Origin of the sequence: Streptomyces sp. NPDC006925 (assembly GCF_042869575.1) — a bacterium.
Classification (GTDB): domain Bacteria; phylum Actinomycetota; class Actinomycetes; order Streptomycetales; family Streptomycetaceae; genus Streptomyces.
The window spans coordinates 77,774-93,681 of sequence record NZ_JBIAGB010000017.1; the positions used below are offsets into that span (position 1 = coordinate 77,774).

The 15,908-nt window shown below is 73.2% G+C and carries 16 protein-coding genes and 1 pseudogene; 8 read left to right on the top strand and 9 right to left on the bottom strand.

Annotation, left to right across the window (positions count from 1 at the left end):
* The first annotated feature begins 19 nt into the window (after nt 1-19).
* Entirely contained in the window at nt 20-484 is a 465-nt protein-coding gene (locus ACFYNS_RS22135) for a GNAT family N-acetyltransferase (protein WP_360291665.1), read from the top strand.
* 99 nt (nt 485-583) lie between these two features.
* Here ACFYNS_RS22135 and ACFYNS_RS22140 read toward each other — a convergent pair whose 3' ends face one another.
* The 3 genes from ACFYNS_RS22140 to ACFYNS_RS22150 form a co-directional block, all read right to left on the bottom strand.
* On the bottom strand, nt 584-1,750 hold the full coding sequence (locus ACFYNS_RS22140) for an alkaline phosphatase PhoX (RefSeq protein ID WP_388604663.1): 1,167 nt from the start codon (nt 1,748-1,750) through the stop codon (nt 584-586).
* A 386-nt stretch (nt 1,751-2,136) separates the two neighbouring features.
* Nucleotides 2,137-2,628 (bottom strand): DinB family protein, encoded by a 492-nt coding sequence (locus ACFYNS_RS22145; protein WP_388604664.1) that lies wholly within the window; start codon nt 2,626-2,628, stop codon nt 2,137-2,139.
* 36 nt (nt 2,629-2,664) lie between these two features.
* Nucleotides 2,665-3,288 carry a class I SAM-dependent methyltransferase gene (locus tag ACFYNS_RS22150; RefSeq protein ID WP_388604666.1) on the bottom strand — a complete coding sequence of 208 codons (624 nt, stop codon included), beginning with the start codon at nt 3,286-3,288 and terminating at the stop codon, nt 2,665-2,667.
* A gap of 80 nt (nt 3,289-3,368) precedes the next feature.
* Here ACFYNS_RS22150 and ACFYNS_RS22155 point away from each other — a divergent pair, with 80 nt between their 5' ends.
* The 3 genes and pseudogenes from ACFYNS_RS22155 to ACFYNS_RS22165 all read left to right on the top strand — a co-directional run bounded on the left by ACFYNS_RS22155 (nt 3,369) and on the right by ACFYNS_RS22165 (nt 6,010).
* Complete coding sequence (locus ACFYNS_RS22155; RefSeq protein ID WP_388604667.1) at nt 3,369-3,983, top strand: XRE family transcriptional regulator; 615 nt, start codon at nt 3,369-3,371, stop codon at nt 3,981-3,983.
* A 191-nt stretch (nt 3,984-4,174) separates the two neighbouring features.
* Nucleotides 4,175-4,797 (top strand): annotated as a pseudogene (locus tag ACFYNS_RS22160) (TOPRIM nucleotidyl transferase/hydrolase domain-containing protein).
* A gap of 547 nt (nt 4,798-5,344) precedes the next feature.
* A complete protein-coding gene (locus tag ACFYNS_RS22165) occupies nt 5,345-6,010 on the top strand; it encodes a chitinase (protein WP_388604737.1) in 666 nt (221 codons plus the stop codon).
* A gap of 275 nt (nt 6,011-6,285) precedes the next feature.
* Here ACFYNS_RS22165 and ACFYNS_RS22170 read toward each other — a convergent pair whose 3' ends face one another.
* From ACFYNS_RS22170 to ACFYNS_RS22180, 3 genes are all read right to left on the bottom strand, one after another.
* A complete protein-coding gene (locus ACFYNS_RS22170; protein WP_360291647.1) occupies nt 6,286-7,236 on the bottom strand; it encodes an aldo/keto reductase in 951 nt (316 codons plus the stop codon).
* 445 nt (nt 7,237-7,681) lie between these two features.
* Nucleotides 7,682-8,338, bottom strand: a complete 657-nt coding sequence (locus tag ACFYNS_RS22175) for an alpha/beta hydrolase (protein WP_388604668.1) — start codon at nt 8,336-8,338, stop codon at nt 7,682-7,684.
* A gap of 367 nt (nt 8,339-8,705) precedes the next feature.
* On the bottom strand, nt 8,706-9,305 hold the full coding sequence (locus ACFYNS_RS22180; RefSeq protein ID WP_388604670.1) for a CGNR zinc finger domain-containing protein: 600 nt from the start codon (nt 9,303-9,305) through the stop codon (nt 8,706-8,708).
* A 21-nt stretch (nt 9,306-9,326) separates the two neighbouring features.
* Between ACFYNS_RS22180 and ACFYNS_RS22185 the strand changes: the two genes are divergently transcribed.
* Together ACFYNS_RS22185 and ACFYNS_RS22190 are read left to right on the top strand one after the other, a co-directional pair.
* Nucleotides 9,327-9,779, top strand: coding sequence for a VOC family protein (locus tag ACFYNS_RS22185; RefSeq protein WP_360291639.1), 453 nt, complete (start codon nt 9,327-9,329; stop codon nt 9,777-9,779).
* Nucleotides 9,780-10,104: 325 nt separating this feature from the next.
* Nucleotides 10,105-10,407 (top strand): hypothetical protein, encoded by a 303-nt coding sequence (locus tag ACFYNS_RS22190; RefSeq protein WP_360291636.1) that lies wholly within the window; start codon nt 10,105-10,107, stop codon nt 10,405-10,407.
* A 309-nt stretch (nt 10,408-10,716) separates the two neighbouring features.
* Here ACFYNS_RS22190 and ACFYNS_RS22195 read toward each other — a convergent pair whose 3' ends face one another.
* Nucleotides 10,717-11,694 (bottom strand): SMP-30/gluconolactonase/LRE family protein, encoded by a 978-nt coding sequence (locus ACFYNS_RS22195; RefSeq protein WP_388604672.1) that lies wholly within the window; start codon nt 11,692-11,694, stop codon nt 10,717-10,719.
* Nucleotides 11,695-11,791: 97 nt separating this feature from the next.
* Between ACFYNS_RS22195 and ACFYNS_RS22200 the strand changes: the two genes are divergently transcribed.
* Together ACFYNS_RS22200 and ACFYNS_RS22205 are read left to right on the top strand one after the other, a co-directional pair.
* Nucleotides 11,792-12,235 carry an Lrp/AsnC family transcriptional regulator gene (locus ACFYNS_RS22200; RefSeq protein ID WP_360291630.1) on the top strand — a complete coding sequence of 148 codons (444 nt, stop codon included), beginning with the start codon at nt 11,792-11,794 and terminating at the stop codon, nt 12,233-12,235.
* 173 nt (nt 12,236-12,408) lie between these two features.
* On the top strand, nt 12,409-13,578 hold the full coding sequence (locus ACFYNS_RS22205; RefSeq protein WP_388604674.1) for a cytochrome P450: 1,170 nt from the start codon (nt 12,409-12,411) through the stop codon (nt 13,576-13,578).
* Nucleotides 13,579-13,657: 79 nt separating this feature from the next.
* On the opposite strand, the gene ACFYNS_RS22210 is transcribed toward ACFYNS_RS22205, so the two are convergent.
* Together ACFYNS_RS22210 and ACFYNS_RS22215 are read right to left on the bottom strand one after the other, a co-directional pair.
* Nucleotides 13,658-14,500 (bottom strand): chitosanase, encoded by an 843-nt coding sequence (locus ACFYNS_RS22210; protein WP_360291627.1) that lies wholly within the window; start codon nt 14,498-14,500, stop codon nt 13,658-13,660.
* A gap of 650 nt (nt 14,501-15,150) precedes the next feature.
* Entirely contained in the window at nt 15,151-15,834 is a 684-nt protein-coding gene (locus ACFYNS_RS22215) for a GntR family transcriptional regulator (protein ID WP_360291625.1), read from the bottom strand.
* Between the last annotated feature and the right edge of the window lie 74 nt (nt 15,835-15,908).

Sequence of the window (15,908 nt, forward strand, 5' to 3'; positions counted from 1 at the left end):
CTTCTGCGAGACTGGGCGGGTGAGTGTGAGACCTGCACGGGAGACGGACCGCCCCGGCCTGTTGAGGCTGGCGGCGGAAGTGGAGCACTGGTTCGGGCCGATGGTCCAGGAGCCCGGCTTCCACCGCGCGTTGGAGGAGCACATCCACCGGTCCACGGCGCTCGTGGCCGTTTCCGCGCGGGCGCACATCCTCGGCGGCCTGCTGTTCGCCCCGTCGCACCCGGACCACCACGTCGACTGGCTGGTCGTCTCAGAAGCCGCGCGCGGGACGGGCGTCGGCCGCGAGCTGATGGCGGAGGCCGTGCGCCGGTTCGTGCGGGGCCCGGGCAGCATCGAGGTGGTGACGTTCGGTGCCGACCATCCGGGCGCCGCCGCCGGTGGGGCGCGGATCTTCTACGAGCGGCTCGGCTTCACCCCCGCCGAGATGGCCGAACCGGGGCCGGAGGGCGGTTCACGGCAGGTCTTCCGGCGCACGGTCGACTGACCCGCCCCCAGGTCGCCGTGGCACGCGGAGGGCGGCCGGCCACACCGCATCCGGCCGCCACGAACCCCGGCCCGCCCCGGCCCCGTGTCGGGCACCGCCTCAGCGCCCCCGGAAAGGCCCTGACACCTCGTAGGTGATCCCGTCGGACGAGCGGCCGCCGATACCGCGCTGACTGGAGAAGTACAGCCGCTTCCCGTCGGGGGAGAACGCCGGACCGGTGATCTCGGACCCGCCCTGGCCCTCGACGCGGAGGAAGGGCGCCACGACGGCTTGCGGAGTGATGAGGCAGATCTCCATGTTGCCGCCGTCCTCCGCCACGAACAGGTCGCCGGAGACGCTGCCGGTGAGGTTGTCCACTCCGCTGAGCGGCGCGTCCTCACCCTGCGGTACGAGGTCGTCGTCGTAGACGAGTTCGAGGGTGTTCGCGGCGCAGTCGAGCTGCCAGACACGGTTGTCGCCCTTGCTGGTGAACCAGCAGTTCCCGGCCGCGTAGTGGCACCCCTCGCCGCCGTCGAAGTGCTTGGCCGCGGCGACCTGGCGGCGGGTACGGGTGCGCCGGGCCGCCGGGTCGGGCACCGCCGCCCAGCCGACGGGCCCCGAGGTACCGGACCCCGTGGTCAGCACCTCCAGCCTGCCCGCCGACAGGTCGCCCCAGGTGCTGGGGCGGAATCGGTAGAGGCAGCCGTCCGGCTCGTCCTCCGTGAGGTATACGGCCTCGCGCACCGGATCGGCCGCGGCAGCCTCGTGCTTGAACAGTCCCATGGCGGGGCGGCGCCGTGCCGCCTCCCGCCCCCACGGGTCCGTCTCGTACACCGCGCCCCGGTCCGTCTCCTCGCAGGAGAGCCAGGTCTCCCAGGGTGTGCTGCCGCCCGCGCAGTTGAGCCGCGTGCCGTCCAGGATGCGGTGGGCTCCGGCGATGTCGCCGCCGGCCCCGAACCGGACCGCACCGGCGCCGCCCGGGGACACCTCGGAGTTCGACACATAGATCCAGCCGCCGTCCTCGGTGGCGAAGCACGCTCCGCCGTCGGGTGCCGGGTGCCAGGTGTATCCCGTGGCACCGACCTTCCGCCCGGTCCGCGCGATCACGGTGCTGGTGAAACCCGCCGGCAGCCGGATGCCGTTCGCGTCGGCGGGGCCCAGCGGGCCGTAGGGGCCCGAGCCCGGCTGCGCCGGAGCCGCGACGGCGGCCGTACGCCACAGCGAGCCGCCCAGCGCGGCGGTGGAACCCGCGACGGCGGCGGTGCGCAGGAGTGAGCGACGATCCATGAGCGCTCCTGACGAAGAGGGAGGGGCACGGATGGTGCTGCTTCCTCCGGCAAGCTAACCGGTGCGGATGGCCGACGCGGGAACCCGTGGTGAACTCCGCGGCAGGGTGCGGCGGTCCGGGGTCGCTTCACCGTCCCGCGCGGCCTGCGCCGGCCTGCCGGCCGCGGCGCGGGCGTACCGGCGGGCCGGCAGGCTTCCCGCAGCGCGCTCGGACCGACGGCCTGGAAGCCGGCGCCGAACCTCCCGACCGAAGGACCGGCGCGGGCCGCGGCCCCGCGCCGAGGACGAGTCGGCGCCGGTCCGGTTCCAGTTCCTCGACGACGCCGTCGGGCGGGTGGCCGGCCGCGGCCCCGCCTGATCCGGCTGGGGCGGGCCGCTTCCGGGAGTCAGCGTCCGGTCGTGCCGTCGAGCAGTTCGCGGAGGATGTCCGCGTGGCCGGCGTGGCGGCCGGTCTCCTCGATCAGATGGGTGAGCGCCCAGCGCAGGCTGGGTGCCGGGCTGTTCGGCCGGGGCCGGGGGACCGGGGCGCCCAGGTCGGCGCACGCGTCGAGCACGGCGTTCGCCCGTACCGTCACGGCCCGGTAGCGGGCGACCACCTCGGCCACGCTGTCCTGCGGCGCAGCATGGAAGGTCGCCTGCCAGTCGGCCACCCGGTCGCCGAGGAACGTCGCGCTCTCGACGGAGACGAGGTGGTTGAGCAGTCCGAGCAAATTCGTCCCGGAGGGCACCTGCGCTGTCCGGACCTGCGGTTCGGGTGCGCCCTCGACCTTCGCGGCGATCGCGTCGCGGAGGTGGTCGAGGAATCCGCGCAGCACCTCGACCTCGGTGGGTCCGGTGCGGGGCGGTGGGGTGTCGCGGCGGCGGGAGCCGGTGGGCATGGTGATCTCCTTCGTGCGGCGCCTCGGCGGACCGGTTCAGGCGGTGCGGCGGATGACCAGGAGGTGGTCGGTGACTTCGGCGGTCTGCCCGCCGGGGCCGGTGGCCGTCCGGTGCAGCACGTCGGCCCGCTCGACCGGCCAGCGCGCCGGGTCCAGGCCGATACCGGCGGCGACCTCGCGCGGGGCCGGGTAGCGGATGCCGGGGTGCTGGTTCCACGACCACGGAGCGGTGGAGCCGTGGTCGACGACCAGCAGCCGTCCGCCGAGGCGCAGCGCGTGCGCTGCCGCGCGCAGGACGGCGTCCCGGTCCAGGCCGAGGGGGGTGTGCAGGTAGTGGGCGCAGACCAGGTCGAACCGGCCGGGTGGGAAGGGGTCGCCCAGGTCGTGCCGCTCGGCGGTGACCCGGTCGGCGAGACCGTGCGCGTGGGCGAGACCGGCGAGCCGGCGGACGGCCACAGCCGAGATGTCGAGGGCGGTCACCCGCCACCCCTGGCGAGCGAGCCACACCGCGTCACCGCCGTCTCCGCAACCGAGGTCCAGCACGTCGCCGGGCGCCAGGCCGGTGACCGCCTCGGTGAGTCGTACGTTCGGGCGGGGGTCGGTGGGGGCGGCACGGGCCTCGTAGACGCCGTCCCAGAACTCGACCGCTTCGGTGTTCATCGAGCCTCCTTCTGTCGGTACGCAGGTGAGCTTCGCGCCGCTGACCGCGATCCGGCACGGAATCTTGCCGGTCTGGCAAGATGGCCTCCGTGGATCCCGCGCAGGAGGACGTGCTCGACGCCGTGGGGCCTCGGCTGCGCGCTCTGCGCCGGCGGCGCGGCCTGACCCTCGCCCAGCTCGCGGCGGCGACCGGGGTGTCGGAGAGCACGTTGTCGCGGCTGGAGAGCGGACGGCGCCGGGCGACCCTGGAGCTGCTGCTTCCGCTGACCCGCGCCTACGACGTGCCGCTGGACGATCTCGTCGGCGCTCCGCGCACGGGCGACCCCCGCATCCATCTGAAGCCGATCCGCCGGTTCGGGATGGTCCTCGTTCCGCTGTCCCGGCGACCGGGCGGCACGCACGCGTTCAAGATGATCATTCCCGCCCGGCCGGAGCCCCTCGAACCGGCTCCGCAGACCCACGAGGGCTTCGAATGGCTGTATGTGCTCGACGGCCGGCTCCGGCTGGTCCTGGGCGAACGCGACCTGGTGCTGCCCCCGGGCGAGGCGGCCGAGTTCGACACGTCCCGGCCCCATTGGCTGGGCAGTGCAGACGGTGGCACGGTCGAACTGCTCATTCTGTTCGACCTGCAGGGGCTGCGTGCCCATACCCGTGCGGACGCCCCTCGGTCCACCCGGAGCGAGAGCGAGCGGTGAGCCGGGCGGAGCGGCTGCGACGCCGCCACCCGAGCGGTGCGGTGCGGCGACGCCGGCGCGGCTCCAGCCGAGCCGGCCGGTGGTCGTGGCCGGATTCCGGCTGCCGTACTGTGCTCGGGCTCTTGCACGCCCTCGGCCGGTCCGGCGGAAACTCCCTACCGCGGTGGCGGCAGGAGGCGGAGACTCACCGTATGACTGACATCGGGGCGTTCCGGGATGCGGTGACCGCCTGGGCGGCCGGTGGCGCCGGTGACACCGCGCGCGAACTGGCCGCGCGGCTGTCCGTGCGGACCGCGGTCCTCCTCGAAGGGGCCAGCGACCTGGCGGCGGTCGACGCGCTGGCCGCGGGGCGCGGCCGGGATCTGGCCGCCGAGGGTGTCTGCGTCCTGCCGATGGGTGGTGCGATGAGCGTGGGGCGCTTCACCTCCCTTCTCGGGCCGCCCGGGCTGGGCCTGCGGCTGACCGGGCTGTGCGACGAGGCCGAGCGACACCACTACGCGCGCGGGTGGGAGCGCGCCGGTGCGGTACCGCAGGAGTTCTTCGTCTGCGTCGCGGATCTGGAGGACGAGCTCATCCGCACGCTGGGCACGGCACGGGTGGCGGAACTCGTCCGGGCAGAGGGCGATGAGCGCGCCCCGCCCTGCGCACCTTCCTGCGCCAGCCCGCGCAGCAGGGCCGCACCCCGCAGCAGCAGTTGCGGCGCTTCCTCGGAACCAAGAAGGGCCGCAAGATCCATTACGGCCGGGTCCTCGTCGGGGCACTCGCCCCCGACCGGGTGCCGGCTCCGCTCGAGGGCCTGCTGGCCGTGCTGTGACCAGCACTTCGGGCAGCGGGTCCGCAGTGGCCCGCGACCGTGGTCGGGCACGCTCCGCCCGGGTCCCGCCGGTCCGCAGCGGCAGGGGCCCCACGTCCGGTACGTCTCGCATCCGGACAGGTGCACTGCGCCCGCCCCGCCCGGACCGCCCACCGCTGAGACCGCCCGGCGGCGCGCCGACCGCCCGTACCGGACGTGGGGCGATGCCGTGGCGTCCCGGTACGGTTCGGTGGCGCCGTCGCGCGCCCGCCCCTCGCCGGACGTGCCACCGGGGCGCGACACGTCCTCGGGGGCCGGGAGCCGGGTGTTGCCGGACTCCCGCCCGTGCCGCCAAGGCGCCGCCCACCCCAGGCGGCATACACGTCACATGAGGGCAGCGGCGCACCGGCGGCCGCCGTGACTCACCCGATCCCGCATCTTGACTTGGTACAGACCAATGCAGTTGAGTTTTCCTCACCCCCTACATGCGAGGAGAGCATCGGTGTCGAAGCAACGCGTCATGGCACTGCTGACCGCACTGACGGTCGGATGCGCCTTGTGGTTTGTCATGCCCACGACTTCCCAGGCTGCTCCGCCCCGGACGGGTGCGGCAGCGGAGTTCGTCGTCAGCGAAGCCCAGTTCAACCAGATGTTCCCGAACCGGAACTCCTTCTACACCTACAGCGGCCTCACCGCCGCCCTGGACGCCTATCCGGGATTCGCCAACACCGGCAGCGACACGGTCAAGCGGCAGGAGGCCGCGGCGTTCCTGGCCAACGTCAGCCACGAGACCGGCGGCCTCGTCCACATCGTCGAGCAGAACGAGAGCAACTACCCCCACTACTGCGACGCCGGCCAACCGTACGGCTGCCCCGCCGGGCAGGCCGCCTACTACGGCCGGGGCCCCATCCAGCTCAGCTGGAACTTCAACTACAAGGCCGCGGGCGACGCGTTGGGGATCGACCTGCTCAACGACCCCTATCAGGTGGAGCGGGACCCGGCGGTCTCCTGGAAGACCGCTCTGTGGTACTGGAACACCCAATCCGGTCCCGGGAGCATGACACCGCACCGCGCCATGGTCGACGGCGCGGGTTTCGGCGAGACGATCCGGGCGATCAACGGGAGCCTGGAGTGCGACGGCGGGAACCCCGGCCAGGTCCAGAGCCGGATCGACAAGTACCGGCAGTTCACCGCGATCCTGGGTGTTCCCCCGGGTGACAATCTGAGCTGCTGAGTCCCGTCGGCCCCCGCCGAGGCACGCGGAGGGGGCAGGCACAGCGCGAGAAGCACGGACGGAGCCCGGGTCGGCCACAGCCGACCCGGGCTGCTCCGGCTCCGCTCCGGGAACAGCGCGGGCTCCCCGGCGGTCCCCGTCCGGCCTCCGGTCGCCCGCTCCCCTGCGTCCCACGGCCGGCGACCGCCCACCGGACGGCTGCGGCCCGCTCCCGATCCACGCGCTGCGCGTCCGCACCCCCTCCCGGCACCGCGGCACGCGGCACGCGGACGATCTCAGGGAAGCGACTCTCCGCGCGCGCTGATCCACAGCGCGTACCACTCCTCATGTGTGAGGCGCGGAGTCGCCCCCGCCGCGTCCTTGCACGCACGGATGCGTTCGGGACTGGTGGTTCCCACGACGGGGGCTATCCGGGCCGGGTGGCGTTGCAGCCACCACAGCAGAACCGTCTCGGGGGTCGTGCCCTTGGCTGCCGCCAGGTCCTTCAGCAGCGCCGCGGTGCGGTGCTGCTCCGGTGTCTCCTGCCGACCGGTGTAGCGGCCCTGGGCGAGGGCGCCCCACGCCTGGAGGCGGATGCCGCTGCTGCGGCAATACTCCAGGGTCCCCAGCGGGAATCCGTTGTCCGTGGCAGCCGCGGTGTTGACGAGGACGCCCGCCTCGAGCCAGTCCCGCCGCTCCAGACTCATCTCCAACTGGTCGACCGCCAGCGGCAGCTCCAGGTGCGCCTGCAGCTCGGCGATCTGGCCGGCGCTCATGTTGGACACGCCGAAGCGGCGCACCAGTCCCTCGCGGTGCAGCGAGGTCAACGCCTCGGCGACGTCGGCCGGGTCCGCGAGGGGGTCGGGGCGGTGCAGCAGGAGGACGTCGAGGACGTCGGTACGCAGCCGGGTGAGGCTCTCCTCGACCCGGCGGCGGATACTCGCACCGCGCAGGTCGTAGTGGCCGGGGCGGTCTCCGTCGGGCAGCCGTATGCCGCATTTCGTCTGCAGCACGATGCGCTCGCGCAACCCCGCCGCCCGGCCGAGGACTTCGCCGAAAACGGCCTCGGCCCTGCCGCCGCGGTAGATGTCGGCATGGTCGAAAACGGTGATCCCGATGTCGAGAGCGGCCTCGACAGCGGCTTCGGCGGCGCCGATCTCCGCCGCGCCACCGGTCTCCGCCTTCCCGGTACCGCCGAGTCCCATGCAGCCGTACAGCAGGGCGTAGTCGTCTTCACCTGTCGTCACCCACGCAACGTACCAGCCGACCACCCGGCCGAATCGGGCCGTGTCCGCGTCCGGGTCTGTCTGCTCCGTGCCACCGGGCGAACGCAGCCAGACCTTCGTCCTCACACGGCTGCGGGGCCCCTGCGCGGAGGCGGCCCCGGGCCGGCGACTGCCCGGTGGGTACGGTCCGCTCACCGGCAGGCCCGGGCGCGGGGCCACCCTGGAACCGCTGACCGTGGCGGAGGAGCCCGCCGCAGGGGCCGCCTGAGCCGTGGCCGCGGGCTGCCGGCACCGGAACATGCTGCGGTACCGGCAGCGCCGCACAGCGGGTGCACGGCGTCGGGGCAAGGAGCGGCCCGGCCCTCACTGCGGCTCCCCTGTGCGTGCACTGCGGCGTGCAAAGCGGCCCGAAGAGGCAGCCGCACATCCCCTGCCGCACCCCTCCACCCTCTGCGGCCGCCGCGGTCTACCGAGCGGCGGCCCGCGGCGGCCGCGCCGTCGGGTCCAGCAGCCCGGTGACCAGGCGGGTGGTGAGACGGTGCCAGAAGCCCGGTCGGCGGAGCATCGCGTGGTCCCCACCGGGCACCGGAATCATGCGGGCCTCCGCTCCCCCGGCGCGGGCCCGCCGTACGAACTCCTCCGACGCCCGCGGATCCGTCGTGCGGTCGCGGTCGCCGTGCACCAAGGCGACGTGCGAGCCGGCGAGGTGCGCCACCGGCTCCCCCGGGGGGCACCAGGGGGCGAGGCCGACGACGCCCCGCACACTCGGATGCCCCGCCACCCGCAGCGCGGCCCGGCCGCCCATCGAGTGCCCGAGCAGCACGACCGGAAGCTCGCCCACCCGGTCCACCAGTTCCGCGAGGGCCTGCCGGGCATCCCGGGCCGCGTCCTGGCGGTCGCCGTTCCAGCCCCGGTGGCGGTAGCGGACCGTGCCGAGCACCACACCCTGCCCAGCGGTCGCCCGCCCGATCATCCGCACGAAGGGCCGCATCCGCGCACCGGGCAGGTTCCACGGCGGCGGGGCCTCCAACCCGTCGGCGCGGCCACCGTGCAGGACCAGAACCGCGGCCTGCGGCGCGGCAGCGGGCACGTCCAACGACACTGCGGAAGCGGGAGCTTCCACCGGACACTCCTCGAACTGGGCGGGCGGACAGGATCGCAGGACGGGCCGGTCCGAGCCACCGGCACCCGCTCCCGGGACGAACCCCGGGTACCGCCGGCTGCGCGGTTCGCCTGCCTGCGGGCTCGTCTTCCACTTCGGAGCCGGAGCGGCCGCGGATGGGTGGGCCTGCGCGATCCCCCGCCCGCAGGGTCGGCATCTCCCTCCGTTTCCGCTTCTCGGCGGGGGGGGGCCGGCCCGCTGTGGCGGACGTGGCTGCGGCGTCGAGGGGTGTTTTGGTGAGCCGGGGTCGGACATGCCCGCCCTCACCCGTGGGGCGGGGCGCCGATGGTCCACTCGGCGAGACGGCACCCCGACGGGCTCCGCGGGGTCATCCCTCCGCCGAGCGGCGGGCCCGCGCCGCTCTGACCTTGTGAAGGTTGCCGCAGTGCTCCATGGAGCACCAGCGGCGGCGGCCGGGCCGCGAGGTGTCGACGAACATCAGTTGGCAGTCCCCGGCGGCACAGGTGCGGACGCGGTGCGCGAGCGGGCCGGTCAGCAACTCGATCGCGTCCCGGGCGACGGTGGCGAGCAACTGCGCGCCACTGGACGCGGCCCATTGCCGCTCCCCGGCCGGGGTGAGGACGGGGGCCAGCGGCGGCCCGGCCGCGGCCGCGTTGAGGATCTCCAGGTCGTCGGGCGGGTGGGGTTCTCCGCGGATGTGGGCGACGACCAGGCGGAACAGCGCGTCGCGCAGTCGGCGCGCCTCCGCCACCTCGGCGGGGGAGATGTCCGGCACGGGTGTCGGCGTCAGCCGTGAACGGGCCGCCCAGTCGGCCAGGTCGGCCGGCTCGTGCAGGACCTCGTACCGGCGGTAGGGACCGGGGCCGCCGGTGGTCAGCAGTTCGAGGCACAGCGCGCCGGGGTCGAACCGGTAGGCCGCACCGGAACGGGAGTGGAGCGTCAGGCCCGTGGCCGCCGGTGAATCCATGTAACCGATATTATGAGTTACATGACACTGACGTGGAAGTTGGTCATCGACAGCAGGAACGCACCCGCTCTCGCGGACTTCTGGGCCGCGGCTCTGGAATACGAGGTGGAGGACCCCAGCGCCCTGGTCGAGGAGCTGCTGGCCGCCGGGCACCTCGGCGAGGAGGCGGTCGCCGAGCACCGCGGCCGCAAGACGTTCCGCGGCTTGGCAGCGATCCGCCACCCCGAGGACCCGTTCGACAGGAGGAGCGGCGTCGGACGCGGTCGGCGACTGCTCTTCCAGGACGTGCCCGAGGCCAAGTCCGGGAAGAACCGTCTGCACATCGACGTGCACAGCGGGCCGGACGGCCGCGAGGCGCTGGTGGCGCGGCTGGAGCGACTGGGCGCGACCCGCCTCCGCGAGGTGGACCAGGGGCCCGCTGGACACTGGTGGCTCCTCCAGGACCCCGAAGGCAACGAGTTCTGCGCGGCGTAGCCGACGCCGAGCCGCAGCTGCGCCGCCCGGCGACGAGGGCACGTACGGGCCTGCCCGCACCGACCCGGGCAGGCCCGGCCCGCGCCGTCGACGAGCCCCGGCCCCGAGGGCGTGGACTCCCGGGCGGATTATTCTGCGCCCGAAAATCCGTATATCGCAAAAGAGTACACTTTTGGGTGATTTCACCCATGGTCAGCCGTGCGCACGGGCACTACCCGAGCAACCGCTTCACCAGGAGAAGTGGTTCAACTACCGGTTCCGCAGGCTCGGTTGGTCGCCCCGGCTGAGTCCTGCGGCAGCCGGCGTGCGGAGAGGGCGAACGCGGATGAGCATGATCCAGACCGGCAAACTGAACCTGAGTTCCTCGAACCCTGTGGCGACGCAGGGTGGCAACACCTCCACCTTCACCCAGATCACCTTCCCCTCGGCCTTCCCGAGCGGGTCCTCGGTGGTGGTGATTCCCTTCGTCCAGACGTTCAACGGCCCGGACACTCCCGGCCTGCGCATCGCCGATGTCACCACCACCGGCTTCAAGATCCGCATCAACGAGATCCATGTGAACGGCAAGGTCACTTCGGACGGGACGCACACCTCCGAGACAGTGGGGTGGATCGCCTCCACCGTGTGAGCGAGCGCAGAACAGCGGGCCGCGGTCGGCCGCGGCCCGCCCCGGCGGGTGTACCGCGCCGGACCACAGGGGAAGATCGTACTCACGATTGACCATTGCCGAACATCCGAACAGGTATACGCACAAGAGGAGTTGGGACTTCCGTCGCCGATGCGGGCCGCCCGTCGGAGGTATTCCGCGGCAGGCACCCCGTCGTCAGCGCGGCAGCCCCGGGCCGGCACCCCGGACAGCGGCGCCGGGCCCGCCGCGGTCGAGGTCTCCGCGGCCGACCGGGTGGCGCACCTCCCGCCGCCGGTCTCGGGGCAGGCCTCAGGCGCCGCCCCAGGGCTCCGGGAGGGCGACGGCGGCCGGAGGTCGGCCGCGGCCGGTCGGGTGTGTGCCCGTCACCGCGCTCACCAGGGAGTACAGCGAGGTCGTGGCGGTGATGAAGAGGCGGTTGCGCTTGGCGCCACCCCAGGCGATGTTGGCGACCGGCTCCGGTACGTCGAGCCGGCCGATCAGGGTCCCGTCCGGGTCGTAGCAGTGCACACCGTCGTTCATCGCCGCCGCCCACAGCCGGCCGTCGGCGTCGAAGCGGAGGTTGTCGAACCGGGCCTCGGGCCGCGCCGAGGCATCCGCGAACACCGCGCCCCCGCCGAGCGATCCGTCCTCGCGCACCGGGAAGACCCGGATGCATCCGGCGCGGGTGTCGGAGACGAACAACTGCCGCTCGTCCGCCGAGAACACCAGCCCGTTCGGAGCTGAGAATCCGTCCGCCGCCACCTCCACCCGCCCGGTCGCGGGATCGATCCGGTAGACGTTGTTCGCGCCGATCTCGCTCTCCGCCCGGTACCCCTCGTAGTCGCTGGTGATGCCGAAGTCCGGGTCGGAGAACCAGATCGCGCCGTCCGAGGTCACGGCCGCGTCGTTGGGGCTGTTGAGCCGCTTGCCCTGCCAGCGGTCGGCCAGCACCGTGCGGGTGCCGTCGTGCTCGGTCCGGGTCACCCGGCGGTTCCCCTGCTCGCAGGTGATCAGGCGGCCCTGCCGGTCGAGGGTGTTGCCGTTGGTGTGGCCGGCCTCGCGGCGGAAGACGCCCACAGCGCCGGTCTCCTCATCCCAGCGGAGCATCCGGTCGTTGGGAATGTCGCTCCAGACCAGTTGCCGCCAGGCGGGCACGTACACCGGGCCCTCGGCCCAGCGGGAGCCGGTGTGCAGCACCTCCAACCGCTCGTCGCCGTTCATGCAGCGCCCGGAGCGGAAGCGGTCGTCGAAGCACTCGTAGAGCGGGGGCCGTCGTTCGGCAGTCATGGAAACACCCTCTCGCACAGCTGAATCTCATTCGATGCTTACTCGCATCAACAGTATGATGTATTGCTAACACAAGATTTTGGCGAATGGGAGAGCTGTGGATCATATCGACCGGGCCCTGCTGACCCGACTCCAGCAGGACGCCACGGAGTCCTACGCCACCCTCGGCGAGGCGGTCGGCCTGTCCCCCGGCGCCACCCACGAACGGGTGCGGAAGCTGCGCGAACGCGGGGTGATCCGACGGACCACCGTCGAGGTGGATCCGGCCGCGGTGGGTGGGAACGTGCTGGCCTACGTCATGCTCGACTCCACGTCCTGGATGGGCGACTCCGCACCCGATCTCGCGGCGCTGCCCGAGATCCAGGAGGCCCACGTCATCGCCGGCAGCGCCTCGGTGCTGGTGAAAGTGCGCACCTCGACCACCGGGGAACTGCAGGACGTACTGCGGCGGCTGTACGCGATCGAGGGTGTCAGCGGGACCCAGGCCACCGTCGTGCTGGAGACATTCTTCGAACGGCCGGTTCCGGTGAAGGACGCGTGAGCCGTCCGCGCGGCGTACCAGCCCTCGTGTACCGACGCGCCGGGGGGCCGCGGCCGCGGCGACGGTGCCGCCGGGAGGACCCGTAGTCTGCGGAGGGGCGTTCCCGGTGCGCGCGGTACACGCCCCGCCCGCGGCGAAAGCAGCGGTCGGCCAGGAGTCGGGAGTTCGGCATCGTGCAGGAGACCACACCCAGCCGCCAGGAGCCGCACGGGCACGGCGGTTCGCTGCGGCGCGACGGCCCGGTGCGCGCGGTGCAGAGCGGTACGGCGGGGCGCACCGCGTATCTCGTCACCGGATACGCCGAAGCCCGACAGGCACTCGGCGACCCGCAACTGTCGAAGGAGACCGCAGCCTTCTTCGCAAACGCGCCCTCGCGGCGCAGTCTGCACCCCGCCGTGGCCCGGAGCATGCTGGCCAGCGATCCCCCACGGCACAGCCGGCTGCGGAAACTGGTCACCAGAGCCTTCACCACCGGCGCCGTCGCCGCGCTGCGCCCGTTCGTCGAACAATTCACCGCGGCGCAGCTGCAGCGGTGGCACTCCCCCGGGCCGGTGGACGCGGTCGAGGAGCTGGCCATGCCACTGCCCGTCGCGGTCATCTGCGAGCTGCTGGGGGTGCCGGCGAGCGACCGGGCAGACGTACGACGCTGGTCCGCCGACCTGTTCGCGGCAGGCCGGCCCGAGGTGATCGACGCGGCCTCGCACGCGCTGGCCGACTACATGGCGGGGCTCGTCGCCGAGAAGCGGATCCGGGGCGGGAACGGACTCCTGGACCAGCTGATCGCGGTCCGGGACGGCACGGACCGGCTGAGCGATGAGGAGTTGGTGTCCCTCGGCGTGCTGCTGCTCGTCGCCGGGCACGAGACGACGACCCACTTCATCGGCAACTCACTCCTCGCCCTGCTGCAGCACCCCGCCGAGCTCGACCTGTTGCGCCACGCCCCCCACCGGGTACGTGACGTGCTCGACGAACTCCTCCGGCACAGCTCCCCCGTGAGCACGGCCACCTTCCGGTTCACGACGCGGCCCAGCACACTCGGCGGAACCGACCTGCCGCCGGGGTGCCCGGTGCAGGTGGCGATCGGAACCGCCAACCGGGACCCCGACCGCTACCCCTCACCCGACCGGCTGGACCTCGCCCGGGACGCCTCCGGGCATCTCGCCTTCGGTCACGGCATCCACCGGTGCCTGGGAGCGCCGCTCGCCCGGCTGGAGGGGGAGATCGCACTGCGGATGGTGCTGGCACGGTTCCCGGACATCCGGCCGGCCGTGGACCCGGCGGAGCTGGAGTGGCGCCCGACCCGGCTGGTCCGCGGCCTGACCGCACTGCCCGTCCTGGTCTGACGGCGGCTCGCTGCCGGCCCCGGGGCCGGGCGTTTCCGCGGGCCCGCGTCAGGGGCGCCGGCGCCGGCGCCGGGGATCATCAGCCGATGTGGTAGCTGTCCCCATAGACCTTCCAGTCCAGCGGCGGGTCGAGGTCGAGGTTGCCCTGGCGCAGGAAGACGCGCTGCGCGGTCTCGACCCGGCTGGTGTCGCGGTGTGCTTCCTCCTGCTGCATCGCCCGGACCCGCGCGTCGAGGAAGGCGTGCAGGTACGCGGTCTCGTCGCCGCCCGCGGCGGGGGACCGCGCCCGGCCCAGGGCGCGCTCGCGGATGCCGCCGAAGCCGGTGGCGCCGCTTCCGCCGCCGTGCATGACGAAGGCGTCGTAGTAGGCGAACTGTCCCAGTGCCCGCAGCCCGTCGGCCTTGCCCCGTGCGACCGCCGGATCGAAGTACCCGCGGTCGCGTGCGTCGTTCTGAGCCTGCCGGAACACCCGGTCCCGGGCGGCGGTGCGCCAGTCGCCGGGAAAGCCCGGTTCGAGCCCGTCGTGCGAGTCGGAGCCGTCCACCGCCCGCAGCGCGGGCAGGTACGGAGCCAGGACATTGCCCGGCGCGCGGTCCGTGTACCGCTCGACGAGGTCGCGCAGGTCCCCCGTACCGGAGCAGAACCCGATGATCCCGGCGGTGTATCCCCGGCCGTCGCCGATGTCCTCGATGTACCCGTACTGCGCCTGCCAGTCGAGCGAGGAGTTCTCCGCGCTCGAGACCAGTTGCATGGCGCTCTCCTTCCTGGCGGGGTCCTCGAGTCCCACCGGCACGCCGGCCGAGGCGGCCGGGAGGAAGCGGGCGCCCGCCAGGGGTACCGATGCCAGGGACGCGCCCGCGAGTGCGAGCACCGTACGGCGTGAAGGGTTCCCACGACGCGGTGTACCACCGGACGGTGACATCTGCAGGCTCCAGCCGATGCGGGGGCGGCCGCCCGGGAGGTCTCCGGTCGGCCGTCCGGAGAGTTGACTGGTGACTCCCTACCACAGCGTGCCCGTACCCGGCACGCGGACGTCCGCTCCCCGGTCGCCGCCGAGCGGCAGCCGGGGCGGCCCCGGCTGCCGCGAGCCGACAGAGCACCCGCAGCCGGACGGCGCCCCGAGCTCCGCCGGAGCTTCTCAGGCGGGGTAGAAGTGCCAGCCCTGACGCTGCGAGGGTGATCGCCCCACATGCGCTTGAGGTCGATCCCGTTGTCCCCCTCGCCCCGGGCCGTCAGGGCAAGGTCCTCGTCACGGTAGGAGACGATGCCGAGATCCGGATCCGGGGGGGCGGTGCCGTGGACGGGGTCCAGGAGCCACCACTGGTCCTTGTTCCAGGCGGAGCAGGCACGCAGGTGGACGATGCTCTTCTCGCCATTGTCGTTGGTGGCGCAGCCTCCCGCAGAGCTCCGCAGTTGGTGGACCGGGCGTCCGTCGGAGGTGGCGACGCGCTCGAAGCGCCAGGTGGTCTTCCAGGCTGCGGGACACGTGTCGCCGCCGGTGCGGGGCGACCGGAACCGCAGGTGGAGCACGGCCTCGCCGCAGGCGCACAGCGAACCGCAGGCGGGCGGCGGCTATTCCGCCGGTGAGCCGCCGCGCTCCCACTGGGTGCGCAGCCGGCCCAGATGGGTGCGCATGCAGGCCTGCGCACCCGCCGCGTCGCGGGCCAGTACGAGGTCGAGCAGCACCTCGTGCTCCTCGGCGGATTCGATGAGCTGGCCGCTCTCCGCGAGACCCGCGAGGCCGTAGAGACGTGAGTGGCTGCGCAGTTGGGCCACGGTCTCCACCAGACGCCGGTTTCCCGCGAGTTCGAGCAGGGCCAGATGGAAGCGGCGGTCGGTCTCCAGGAAGCCGACGAGGTCGCCGGCCCGGGCCGCCGCGACTATCTCCTGTGCGACAGGGCGCAGCTCCTCCAGCCGGGCGGAGTCGGCGCCGCGCGCCACCTCCCCGACCGTGGGCACCTCGATCAGCTCGCGGATCCCGACGTACTCGGCCAGATCGCGGCGCGACAGCTCGGTCACCCGGAAGCCCTTGTTGCGCACGGGCTCCACCATGCCCTCCCGCGTGAGGTCGAGCATGGCCTCGCGCACGGGTGTGGCCGAGACGCCGAACTGCGCGGCGAGCTGGGGCGCGGAGTACACCGTGCCGGGGCGCAGCCGACCGGCGATCAGCGCGGCACGCAGGGCCTGCGCGACATGGTCGCGGATGCTGAGCCGGTCCGGCACGGCGGGCAGCCTCAGCGGGTGGTCTGCGGTCATGGGTGCGCTGCTCCTCGGCGTGCGGGGACGAGCGTGATCGTGCCGAGTGTAGGGCGAGCGCTGCGCCGCCGGTC